This window comes from Nocardia sp. NPDC050412 (assembly GCF_044458825.1).
GTDB lineage: Bacteria > Actinomycetota > Actinomycetes > Mycobacteriales > Mycobacteriaceae > Nocardia.
Map to the genome: position 1 here is coordinate 1 of NZ_JBITIJ010000019.1, position 12,369 is coordinate 12,369.

General features: G+C 68.4%; 8 protein-coding genes. 4 read left to right on the forward strand and 4 right to left on the reverse strand.

Going from position 1 to position 12,369, the window contains the following annotated elements:
* The first annotated feature begins 585 nt into the window (after window positions 1-585).
* The 3 genes from ACIBI6_RS35540 to ACIBI6_RS35550 are packed head-to-tail and all read left to right on the forward strand — an operon-like array spanning window position 586 to window position 5,659.
* Complete coding sequence (locus tag ACIBI6_RS35540; protein ID WP_396959335.1) at window positions 586-1,599, forward strand: hypothetical protein; 1,014 nt, start codon at window positions 586-588, stop codon at window positions 1,597-1,599.
* 19 nt (window positions 1,600-1,618) lie between these two features.
* Window positions 1,619-4,003, forward strand: coding sequence for a beta-glucosidase (locus ACIBI6_RS35545; RefSeq protein WP_396959337.1), 2,385 nt, complete (start codon window positions 1,619-1,621; stop codon window positions 4,001-4,003).
* Window positions 4,004-4,054: 51 nt separating this feature from the next.
* The gene (locus tag ACIBI6_RS35550) at window positions 4,055-5,659 is read left to right on the forward strand and encodes an MFS transporter (protein ID WP_396959339.1); all 1,605 of its coding nucleotides are present in this window, start codon (window positions 4,055-4,057) and stop codon (window positions 5,657-5,659) included.
* Window positions 5,660-5,766: 107 nt separating this feature from the next.
* Here the strand turns inward: ACIBI6_RS35550 and ACIBI6_RS35555 are convergent, their stop codons facing one another.
* From ACIBI6_RS35555 to ACIBI6_RS35570, 4 genes are all read right to left on the reverse strand, one after another.
* Complete coding sequence (locus ACIBI6_RS35555) at window positions 5,767-7,047, reverse strand: FAD-dependent monooxygenase (protein WP_396959341.1); 1,281 nt, start codon at window positions 7,045-7,047, stop codon at window positions 5,767-5,769.
* Between the two features lie 173 nt (window positions 7,048-7,220).
* Window positions 7,221-8,435 (reverse strand): FAD-dependent monooxygenase, encoded by a 1,215-nt coding sequence (locus ACIBI6_RS35560; protein ID WP_396959343.1) that lies wholly within the window; start codon window positions 8,433-8,435, stop codon window positions 7,221-7,223.
* Window positions 8,436-8,480: 45 nt separating this feature from the next.
* Window positions 8,481-11,573: a BTAD domain-containing putative transcriptional regulator gene (locus ACIBI6_RS35565; RefSeq protein ID WP_396959345.1), complete on the reverse strand. Its 3,093-nt coding sequence runs from the start codon at window positions 11,571-11,573 to the stop codon at window positions 8,481-8,483.
* A gap of 111 nt (window positions 11,574-11,684) precedes the next feature.
* Window positions 11,685-12,035 (reverse strand): helix-turn-helix domain-containing protein, encoded by a 351-nt coding sequence (locus tag ACIBI6_RS35570; RefSeq protein WP_396959347.1) that lies wholly within the window; start codon window positions 12,033-12,035, stop codon window positions 11,685-11,687.
* Between the two features lie 86 nt (window positions 12,036-12,121).
* On the opposite strand from ACIBI6_RS35570, the gene ACIBI6_RS35575 reads away from it, so the two are divergent.
* Window positions 12,122-12,340 (forward strand): hypothetical protein, encoded by a 219-nt coding sequence (locus ACIBI6_RS35575; protein WP_364347237.1) that lies wholly within the window; start codon window positions 12,122-12,124, stop codon window positions 12,338-12,340.
* Window positions 12,341-12,369 lie beyond the last annotated feature (29 nt).

The following is a 12,369-nucleotide window of genomic DNA, read 5'->3' on the forward strand; positions in this document are numbered from 1 at the left end:
CGACGTCCTCTGGCACTGCCTGACCCACGGCCTGCGTTACGACGAAAACACCCACCTCAGCAACCGCCAACGCGCCCAAGCAGCCCTCACCGCCGCCTGAGGTTGACAGAAGGTGTCTCATGACTCCACCTCGCTAGCGCTCGGCTCCGCCACGAGCGAGGGCTCGGCTGTACCTACTGTTCGCTCGCTGCGCTCGCTCATGACTCCACCTCGCTAGCGCTCGGCTCCGCCACGAGCGAGGGCTCGGCTGTACCTACTGTTCGCTCACTGCGCTCGCTCATGACTCCACCTCGCTAGCGCTCGGCTCCGCCACGAGCGAGGGCTCGGCTGTACCTACTGCTCGCTCACTGCGCTCGCTCATGACTCCACCTCGCTAGCGCTCGGCTCCGCCACGAGCGAGGGCTCGGCTGTACCTACTGCTCGCTCACTGCGGTCGCTCATGCGAGGTCCGCGACAGTGCGGGCCGACTCGTTCATCGCTTCGAGAATACGTCGCCGGTATTTTGCTACGCGGGTGTCTGCAACGAGTCTGCAAGACCGCGCTGCCCGCCTTGCGCAGCCATTTGTCTCCCTATCGTCCGACATCGTGAGCAACAACTTCGTCTTGTCCGATCGGCGCCCGCGCAACGGCGCCCGTGTTGCGCTGACCTTCCTCGCGCTGCTCGTCGCCGCGGCGACCGGGGTGACACCGGGGGCGGCGACACCGTCCTTCCAGCCCTCCGGCCAGGTCGAAGCCACCTATTACGCGCCGGGCCCCTGGGCGGTGGCCGAGCGGACCGGTGTCGACTGCTGCACGTCGACCGGCGACAGCTACGACATCTGGTATCCGGCCGATCTCGGGGCGGGCGGCGTCGTCCATCCGGTCATCACCTGGGGCAACGGCACCATGGCCCACCCTCGCGAATACGCGTATCTGCTCTCGCACCTCGCGTCGTGGGGATTCGTGGTCATCGCCGCCGACCGGACCGACACCGGCACCGGCATTCAGATGCTCGACGCGGTGCTGTATCTGGCCCGCCAGAACAGCGACCCGAACAGCATCTTCAGGGGCAAGATCGACACCGGCCGGGCCGGGGCGACGGGGCATTCGCAGGGTGGTCTCGGCGCGATCAACGCGCTCGCGCGCGGTGGCGGCGCCGTCAGCACCGCGGTGACTCTCGAGATGCCGTTGTCGGCGGTCTGCGCGTCGCTGCCGTCCGTCGAGGGCCAGAGCGCCTGTATCGACCCCACCGCGGTGAGCTCGGGTTCGGTGCTGCTGGTGAACGGTTCGGCCGACGGCATCTCGCCCGTGACTCAGCCGGCCCCGCCGGAGTTGATCGGGGCACAGTCGATGCAGGCGTACTACGACGCGCTGCCCCCTGGACTACCCAAGGCCCGCGCGGCGGTGGTCGGCGCCCAGCACAACGACGTCCAGGGCCAGCCGGACTGCACCAACTTCAGCTGCACCGAGGGCGTCTACCGCTACCTCGGCTACCTGACCGCCTGGTTCATGGACCGATTGCGCGGCGATTCCGCGGCCCGCGGCGCGTTCCTCGCCAACACCGGCGAGCTCCTGCACAACCCCCACTGGTCCGATCAAGCCAGCACCATCACCCGCTGACCGAAAGGCTGCATTTTTCATGGAAGACGACATCGAGAAACTACTCGCCAAGCTGGATCTGGACGGCAAGCTGCGACTGATCTCCGGCGCGAGCCTGTTCCGGATGGCCGGTGACTCCTCGATCGGCCTCGCCGAGATGCCGGTCTCGGACGGACCCTCCGGTGTGCGTGGCGAGAATTGGGACGAGCGCGATCCGTCGGTGAGCCTGCCCTCGGGCACCGCGATCGCCGCGACCTGGAATCCGGCGCTGCTCACCGAGATCGGTGCCCTCATCGCCGCCGAGGCCCGCCGCAAAGACGTCTACGCGGTCCTCGGCCCGACGATGAACCTGCACCGTTCCCCGCTGGGCGGCAGGCATTTCGAGTGCTTCTCCGAAGACCCGCTACTCACCGCCGAGATGGCCCATGCCTACGTGCGGGCCGTGCAGGCGCACGGGGTCAGCGCGTGCCCGAAGCACTACGTGGCCAACGATTCCGAGACCGATCGCTTCACCGTCGACGTCCGCGTCGACGACCGGGCACTGCGTGAGCTGTACCTCTACCCGTTCGAGCGCACCGTCGAGGCGGGGGCGTGGATGATCATGGACGCCTACAACTCCGTCAACGGCACCACCATGACCGAGAACCCCCTGCTCGACGAACCACTCAAAGGCACATGGGGATTCGACGGCGTGGTGGTCTCGGACTGGACCGCAGTCCGCACCACCGAGAGCGCGGCGCAGGGCACCGACCTGTGCATGCCCGGGCCGCCGCACCTGTGGGGTGAACCGCTGGCCGCCGCCGTGCGCGCGGGCGAGATCGCCGAGTATGCCATCGACGACAAGGTGCGCCGCATCCTGCGCTTCGCCCAGCGCGTCGGTGCCCTGGACGGAACCCCGCAGCCCACACCGGTTTTCAGTGACGAGCAAGCACAGGATCTGGTCCGCCGGGTCGCCGCGCAAGCGATGGTTCTGGTGCGCAACGACGGCCTCCTGCCCCTGGCACCGGACACGGCGGTCGCCCTGCTGGGCCCGTCGGCGGGCGAACCCCGCTTTCTCGGCGGTGGCAGCGCGACCGTGATCCCCGGCCACACCACCACCCCGGTGCAGGGCCTGACCGGCCGGCTGCCGCTGACCCACACCGCGGGCGTCCACCTATCCGAGGACCTGATTCCGGCCCCTGTGGCGATCATGACCGATCCCGCGACCGGCGAACCGGGCCTATCCGCGCGGTACCTGAAAGACGACGCCGTGCTCGGCACCCAGCACCGCACCACCAGCCGCCTCGTGCTGCTCGGCGAACCGCTGGCCGCACGATCGAACATGGTCGAGATGCGCACCCGCCTGCGGGCCGACATGGCCGGTGACTGGCAGATCGGTTTCGGCGGCGTCGGCCACATCCGGCTCGACATCGACGGCGAGACCGTACTGGACGAGAACGTGCCGCTGGATTCCGGCGATCCGGCCGCGGCGCTGCTCAACCCGCCTCAACGTCACGTGACCCGAACCCTCGCCGTCGGCGACGAGGTCGAAGTACGGCTCGTGACCAGCATCGAGGAGGCGATGCCCGGCCTCGGCATCATTCTCGGCGCGACCCTCGGTATCCGGCGGCCTCAGCGCGCTGACGACGAGGAGTTCGCGGCCGCGATCGAACTGGCGCGCGCGGCCGAGGTGGCCGTGGTCGTGGTCGGCACGACCGAGCAGATCGAGAGCGAGGGCGTCGACCGCACCTCCGTGCGACTGCCCGGCCGTCAGGACGACCTGGTCGCCGCCGTCGCGGCGGTGAACCCGCGCACCGTCGTGGTGGTGAATTCCGGTGCGCCGGTGGAGATGCCGTGGCGCGACGAGGTCGCCGCGGTGATGCTGGCCTGGTTCCCGGGCCAGGAGTTCGGCGCGGCGCTGGCCGACGTGCTCACCGGCACGGCCGAACCCGGCGGCCGGCTGCCGACCACCTGGCCGAAGACCATGGCCGACGTCCCGGTCCTGAACACCACACCCGTCGATGGCGTCCTCGACTACACCGAAGGCATCCACATCGGTTACCGCGCGTGGCTGCGGGCAGGGACCGAACCCGCCTACCCCTTCGGCCACGGCCTCGGCTACACGACCTGGTCGACCGACGATCTGGTCGTCGAAGGGCGCACCGTCTCGATCACGGTGACCAACACCGGAGATCGCGAAGGCAAACAGGTCGTCCAGGTCTACCTCTCACGCCCGGACAGTGCCGTGGATCGACCGGTCCGCTGGCTGGCCGGCTTCACCGCCGTCACCCTGGCGTCAGGCGAATCCCGGACCGTAGCGATCCCCTTGCCCGAGCGCGCCTTCCAGCATTGGGGACCAGCCAGCTGGGAGACCGAGCCCGGCGAGTTCACCGTCCAGGTAGGCACCTCGGTCGCCGATCTCCCCCACACCGCCTATATCTACTGACCCTTCTGATCGACCATCTCGAACGCAGTTCCCGAACAACGGAGCGTGGCCATGTCCACCAGTACCTCTCAACTCGACAACGACGATGACACCGGTCGGCTCGACGGTGCCTCGCGCACAAGGATTTTCACGGTTCTGACGGTGATCGTCCTGTTCTCCGAAATCGCCCCGATGCAGTACACGATCGTTGCGGCGGCACTACAGAAGATCGCGCCGAGCTTCCCCGGCGTCGGGGCCAACATCAACTGGGCCATCATCGTGTTCGGGTTGGTCGGCGCGGCCGCGTCTCCATTGATCGGCAAGATGAGTGACGTGTGGGGCAAGAAGCGGATGTTCCTCATCTGCGGTGTGCTGTTCGTCATCGGCTGCGTGCTCGACGCGACCACCTCGAACTGGGCCGTCTTCCTGTTCGGTCGCTGCCTGCAGGCCACCGCCATCGCGACCGCGGTGATCGCCTACGGCCTCATCCGAGACCTGATGCCGCGCGACATGGTGCCCCTCGCACTCGGTTTCACGGCCACCGGTTTCGGTGTCGCCTCCATCGCGGGCCCGATCCTGGGCGGCTACCTGGTCGACAACTACAGCTGGCGTGCGATCTTCTGGGTACTCGCTTCGTTCAGCTTGGTGCTGCTGCCGATGGTGTGGCTGATCGTGCCCGAATCCGAGCTGCGGTTGTCCGAGCGGATCGACGTCGTCGGCGCCGCGCTGCTGTCCGGTGGCGCCGCGCTCACCCTGATCTACGTCGACAAGGGTCATGACTGGGGTTGGGCGAGGCCGACCACGCTGGCCTGGCTGATCGCGGGCATCGCGCTGCTCGTACTGTTCGTCGTTGTCGAAAAACGCGTCTCGACACCGGTCATGGACATGAAACTGCTGTTCCATCCGCGCGTCGCGTTGGTGCTTGCCGGTGCGCTCTTCGCGTCCCTGCAAATCGGCATCGTCTCCTACGCCATTGCCTACATGGCCCAGACCCCACCCGAGCCGACCGTCGTCACCGGCGTCCAGCAGGGCACGTTGGCCAAGATCCAGGAGATGACGGGTCGGGTGCTGCCGCCCGAGGCCGTGCAGGTCAGCCTCGATCCCGGGTACACCTACGGCAGTGGGTACACCCTGCTCGAGTTCGCCTTCCGGATCGCGCTGCTCGGCTCGGTGATCACCATGATCTTCGGCGCGGTGTCAGGTCTGCTGGCCAAGCGCGTCGGCGCCCGACTGCCGCTGGTTGCCGCCCTGTTCATCTTCGCCGGTGCAGGGCTCGCCTTCGCGGTGCTGCCGCTGACCACCACCAACTTCCTGATCGTGAACTCGATCTTCAGCATCGGATTCGGGATGTATTACGCCTGCATGCCAATCCTGCTGGTCGATGCGGTTCCACAGGAACAACAGGGCATCAGTCTCGGCATGCTCGGTGTCATGCAATCCATGGGAGTCGCGATCGGCCTGGCCATCGTTACCGCATTTCTGCACAACAACGGCATGAGCGCCCTGGTGAGCGTCGGCGGGCAAGCCCAACCGGCCACCCCGCTGCCGGACCTGTTCGGTGATCACGGTTATCAGTTGGGTTTCTGGGTCTGCGCGGCCGCTTCGGTGCTCGCCCTCTCGCTCGCGCTGGTAATGAAGCACGGCCGTACCCCGGCCACCGGCGGCATCGCCCACTGACATCGTGGTGCCGGTCGGTCACGGCCGGCTCCACCACGCAACGAGCGGCGACAAGACGTAGCGGTGGCCTACCGAAGCGTCGTCCCTCTCGACACGATATGTGACACCTACGGCTTGGCCGACGAGGTGATCGGCGGTCCAGCCAGGGCTCCGGAGTCCGGCACCCCTGCGTAGTCGGGCAGCTCGACGCCGTTGATCGCACGCCCGACCAGTTCGGTGAACCATTCGCTGTCGAAATCGATGTTCGGCTCGGCGTCCGGCCCGGGGACGTCGCGGCTGCGCGCGTTCAACCGGCCGATCTCCTGGTTGGCCTCGACGAACGAGCGCATCCGCCGCTCGTAGCCGGCGAACCCGGCTTCCGGGTTCCACCCGGCGGCGGCCAGCTCTCCGGCCAGCAGGTAGGCGCCGACCATGGCCAGCCCGGTGCCCTGCCCAGACATCGGTGACGAGCTGAACGCCGCGTCCCCGAGCAGCACCACCCGTCCGCTCGACCAGCGGTCCATCACCACCTGGGCGACCTGGTCGAGGTAGAAGTCCGGGGTGTCGTCCAGGTGCGCGAGGATGCCCGGGGTCAACCAGCCCATGCCGGCCATCCGCTCGCGCAGCAGGCGCTTCTGGGCCGCGACGTCGCGGTAGTCGACGTCGAGGTCGGCTGAGGGGAAGGAGAACATGGCCATCGCCCGGGTGGCGTCCTGGATCGGCCGCAGCCCGGCGGAGCGCCCGGACTCCTGGTAGTCGATCAGCCAGCGGTCCAGCCCGAACTCGTTGGGCACACTGTAGAAGGCCAGCACGTGCCCGAGATGGCGGACGAACCGCTCACGCGGCCCGAAGACCATCGCGCGCAGCGCCGAGTGCAGCCCGTCCGCCCCGACCACCAGATCGAAACGCCGCCGGTCACCGCCCTCGAAGGCCACATCGACCCCGTCCGCGTCCTGGGTGAGTTCGGCGATCCGGTCGCCGAAGATGTACTCGACGCCGTCGCGGGTGTCGTCGTAGAGCACCTGGGACAGGTCCCCGCGCAGGATCTCGATCTCCGAGATGAACCCGTCGCCGCCGTCGTCGTCCGCGCGATAGGTCTCCAGCACTTTCCCATCCGCGTCCACGGTGTACGCGCCGGCGGTCTCGGTGCGGGCCGCGCGCACCGCCGCGTCGAGCCCCATTCGCCGGATGACCTCCTTGGTCACCCCGCGCGCGTCCACCGCCTGCCCACCGGGACGCAGCTCGGGTGCCCGCTCCACCACGGTCACCTCGGCCCCCCGCCGATGCAGCCAGTGGGCCAGCGCGGGCCCCGCGATGCTCGCCCCCGCCACCAACACCCTGGGGCTGTTCACTGCGCCTTGCTCACCTGTCCAGACCGTTTGCTCGTGCGCAGGGTTGTCGACGCTCATCGTTGCCTCCATAAGTTTCTTCCCGCGCTGGAACGGTCCCAGCACAGGCCCACCGCTGTCGGTGTATTCAGAGATATCGACGACGGATCCACACAAAATTCATCGGTGGTACTCCTCACGCACCAGTTGGAGATACGGTCCCGCAGTCGGGAACAGCGCAGGGGACGACGGGGTCAGTAATCCGCTAGCCGGATGGCGTTGGCCGCGCGCTCCAGCGGCTTGATGATCGGCCGCAGGGCCAGGCCCTTCCACGGCATGTGCCGCAGCATGCGCAACATGGTGGTCTGGGTCCGGATCGCACGCCGGTCGGCCGCCACCATCTGGGTGGCATTGTTCCAGCCCAGCGTCAGGTTCTCGGTGACGTAATCCTGCATGGCGCGCTGGTAGCGATCGAACGCGACGAGGTGGTCTCCCGCGGCTGCTTTCAGTTCGCCCGCAAGGACATACGCGCCGACCAGCGCCATGCTCGTGCCCTGCCCGGACAGCGGTGACGGACAGTAGGCGGCGTCACCGACGACCGCGACGCGGCCGTCGGACCACCGATCGAGATCGATCTGGCTGACCGAATCGAAGTAGAAGTCCGGGGATTCCGGCATTGCGCGCACCAGACTCGGTGTCTCCCAACCGGCATCGGCGAACGCGTCGGTCACCAGCTGTTGCTGGGCGGCGCGGTCGCGTCTGTCCGGTAGTTGTGCCGGCGCCTGGAAGATGAACTGGGCCTTGGCCGTTGTCCGCTGGGTGCTGTACACCTGCACCACGCGCCCGGGTGTGGGATGCACCAGTTCCCAGTGGTCGAGGTTCAGGTGGTTGGGCACCGAGATCACACAGGCGGCCATGCCGGTATGCCGGGCGAATTGCTCGGTCGGCCCGAATGCCAGCCTGCGCACCGCCGAGTGCATGCCGTCGGCCCCCATCACCAGGTCGAATACACGTGGCGCGGAGTTGCGGAACCGCACCGTTACACCATCGGCCTGCTGCACCAGGCCGGTGATCGAGTCGCCGAACAGGTACTCGACCTCGCCCTTGGTGGCGTCGAACAGGATGTGGGCGAGATCGCCGCGCAAGATCTCGTCGTCGCCGGGTGAGCGCAGGCCGATGAGTTCGGGTCCGAGCGTTGCCAGCTTCTTGCCCGCATCGTCGACCCAGGCGCCGCCCCGCATCGCCGTAGACGCTGCGCGGACTTGCGGCATCAGCCCCATCCGGTCGACGACTTCCATTGCCACACCACGGATGTCGACCTTGTAGCCGCCCTCGCGCAGAGTCGGCGCCTGTTCGACGACGGTGACGGTGAACCCGTAGCGGGCCAGCCAGTAGGCGAGCGCCGGCCCGGCGACGCTGGCGCCGGAGATGAGGACGGTCTTGCTGGTGAACTGCTGCCTTGTTGTCATGCACACAGCGTCGGACACCGCGATCACCGTGCCCTCACCATCGGCTCACCACCACTCACCGAGCAACTCGGTGACCTCCTCGGCCGAATATCGGGCGCCACGCTCGAGGGCCGCACGGACCTCCGGTTCACCGAGTTCGGCTCGGCATCTTGCGGCGGTGTCGGCCACCGCACCGTCACACGCCCCGGGCATGCCGCGCAGCGCGTCGGCAGCACCGAGCAACAGCGCGCCCCGCATCGTCGCACCGAGTGCCACCGCGATCCCGGCCATGCCCTCCACCGCTGCCGCGGCCACCGGCCGCGATCGGTCGCGCGCCAGTTCGAACGCCTCGCGGTGCGCCGCCCGCGCACGCTCGATATTCGCCTCCGCGAGCCAGATCCAGCCCGATCCGATGAGGCTGCGGGCCCGGGCCTCGGCCGCGCCGAACGTGTCGTTGCCGGACACAGTGATGGCGGTGTCGTAGTACTCCCGGGCGACGGACAGGTCACCCGCCACCCGGGCGAGATCGCCGAGCCCGCGTAGTGCGTTCGCGTACATGTCCATTGCGCCTGTTGCGCGGGCCAGTTCCGCGGCGCGGCGGTAAGCGGCACCCGCATCATCACGACACGCGGCGGACCCGCGGGCGAGGATGTCACCGCGCCGGTTGAGCAGGTCAGCGGCGTCATCGCCGGCGCCCAGCTCGGTCTGCAGGACAACGGCCTCGTCGATGAGGTCCAGGGCGGCCTCGCGTTCGCCACGCCAGTCGGCGACCGCGGCGAGTTTGTCGAGCGTGGTCGCGATTGCCCACCGGTCGCCGGTAGCGCGGAAATCCTCTAGGGCACAGCGTAATTCGGGCTCGGCGAGCAGTGGCGCACCGGACATGAGATGTCGCAGTCCGGTACCGAGCCGCACGAAGGACTGCGACCAGCGATCAGGACCGAACAGCACATGTTGCCACTGCGACGGCAGGTCCAGCAGCCCGCCGACAGTTGCCAGCAGGAACACCAGATGTGGTCGCCGCAAGGGTCTTTCTATGGTGGAAAGGGCCGCGGCAGCCCGGGTGACCGGCACCGGCGACCCGGTTCTGGCACGCGCGGCGACCGCCACGCAGAAGGCGTATTCCTCGACGTCCGCCGCCGGGTCGAGTGCGGGCAGCAGTTTGGCGGCCAGTTCGACGGCCTCCCCCCAGTAACCGCGCAGCCACCATTGCCACGCATGGGCGGCGATGAACCGCTGTGCCAGTGCGGGATCCATGCTCACCGCCCAGCGCAGTGCCGCCTGCATGTTGTCGTGCTCGGCCGTCAGCCGCGCCAGCCAGCCGAGCTGCTCCCGGCCGCGCAGCAGCGGATCAGCCCGCTCGGCCAGCTCGGTCGAGAAACCGGCGAGGGCACGTTGCAACCGTTCGCGCTCGCCGGCCTCGGTCAACCGTGCCAAGCCGTAGGCCCGGATGGTCTCCAGCATCCGGTAACGGCCGTTGTGCACTTCCACCAGCGATTTGTCGGCCAGGCCGTCCAACAGTTCGTCGGCGTCATCGAGCTCGCAAACGGATGCGACCATGGCGGCGGTGGCCCCGCCCGCGAAGACGGCGAAGCGTCGCGCCAGCAGGCGTTCGGACGGTTCGAGCAGGTCCCAGCTCCATTCCACCACCGCCTGCAGGGTCCGGTGGCGTGGTTCGGCGGTGCGATCCCCGCGCGCCAACAGCCGGAACCGATCGGCGAGCCGCGCGTCGATCTCGCCGACGTCGAGAGTGCGCAGCCGGGCGGCAGCGAGTTCCAGTGCCAACGGCAGCCCGTCCAGCCGCTCGCATATGCGCCGCACCGCCGCGATCGTGCCCGCGTCGACGGTGAATCCCGGCCGCGCGGCAGCGGCACGATCGGCGAACAGGCGGACCGCGGTGCAGCCGAGTTGGTCGGCCAGTGCCGCCTCGGCAGCCGCGACCGGCAGCTGCCCGATCGCGAGTACGGTCTCGCCGGTGATACGCAAGGCTTCCCGGCTCGTCGCCAGCACCCGCAAGCCCGGACAGTCACGCAACAGCCGGTGCACGAGCCGGGCTGCATCGAGCACCAGATGCTCGCAGTTGTCGAGAATGATCAACTGCGACCGGTCGGCGAGCATGGCACGCACCCGAGCTTCGGCATCCTCGTGATCGCCGCTCGCGCGGCCACCGAGCGTCACCGCAATCTCCGGCGCCACCTGTGCGCCGTCCACCAACGGCGACAAATCCACGAAACAAACCTCGCCCCGAACCCGAGCGCCGGCTTCCATCGCCAACCGGGTCTTACCGGTACCGCCGGGACCAGTGAGCGTTACCAGGCGGGCCCGGGCAAGCAACGACGCGACCTGCGCCAGCTCGTCGTCTCGGCCGACGAAACTGGTGAGCTGGGCGGGTAGGCGGCGCATCGTGGTAGCGACGACGGTGTCCGCACGCAGGATCGTCAAGTGCGCCTGCGTCAGCTCGGCGCAGGGGTCGGCGCCCAGTTCGTCGGCGAGCAGTTGCCGCCCGTGCTCGAACAGCTCCAGCGCTTCCGCCTGCCGCCCGCCGGCGTAGAGCCCGCGCATCAGCAGCGCCCTGGCCCGCTCCCGAAGCGGCTGTGCGGCAACGAGTTCTGGCAGCGTAGCGACTACCGCCCGGTGATCACCCAGCGCCAGCGCGGCTTCCGCACGATCCTCCTGGGCCGCCAGCCATGCCTCGGTGAGGCGGGCGACCACCGCGGCGGCGAACGGCGCGTCGCGCACGTCGGCCAGCGCCGCGCCACGCCACACACCGGCGGCCTGGTCGAGCAACGCGACAGCGGCAAGGGAATCCCGGTCGCGCAACGCGGTTCGCCCCTCCTCGGCGAGCCGAAGGAACCGATGCATATCCACCATCTCCGGATCGACCGCGAGCCGGTAGCCCGCCGCCGAGGACTCCACGAGACCATCGGCACCCGCGGCGCGCAGCGCGCGCCGCAACCGCGACACCTGGGACTGCAGGGCATGCCCGGCATCGCCCGGCGGCTGCTGTCCATAGAGGTCGTCGATCAACCGATCCCGAGACACCACCCGCCCGGCCTCCGACACCAGAACCGCCAGCAGCGACCGCACTTGCGGCCCGCCCACCGCGACCGGAGTCCCATCGGTTCCCCGCACCTCCACCTGCCCCAGGATCCCGAACTGCACGGCCGCCAGTATGCATCGACCGACCGGCCGCTGCACCCGGCGAGTCGGCCACCGCCGCAAGCGTTCACACCTGCGCCCCCGCGCACAACGAACAGGGCAAAGGTTCCCCGCTCAGCCTTGACGGATGTCGCGGGGCCTGGCGTTGAAGCGTTGGCGGAAGGCTGTGCTGAAGGCGCTGGCCGAGTCGAAGCCGAGTCCCGGGGCGATGGCGGAAATGCTCCAGCGCCGGTATGCCGGATTCCGCAGCCGTAGATAGGCCAGGCGGAGGCGTTTTTCTTTGATGAGTTCGCGGGGCGTGGTGCCGGAGTTCTGGAGGGCGAGCTGGATTCGGCGCGGGACCAGCCGAGGGCATGGGCGATGGTGGTGCCGGTGAGGCCCGGATCCTCGACGTAGGTGCGAATGTATTGCCGGGATATAGATTTCGCGGCTCGAGCGGTCGACGTGCCATGTCAGGACCAGCATTCGTACCCACCGCTGGCGGGGACTGCTGCCCTCGACGTCCTGGCTAGGCTGCAGGATGTAATGAGCCGAAAGCGAAAGGTAGCAATATGATCCGGAAGGTTCTGCTGGCGGTTACCGCCGGTGTTCTGATCAGCACACCCGCGACGGCGTCGGCCGAGGTGACCGCCGTCGAGCAGCCGGCCACCGCACAGGAGGTGGCGATCAACACCGGATCGGGCGTTGCGGACACCGTCATCAATGGGCTGATCGCGCTTATCTTCGGTCCGAACGACCCGTCGACCTGCAAGTTCCCCTACTGCTTCTGAATTTGCCGGTGCACCAGCCGCTGGCAATT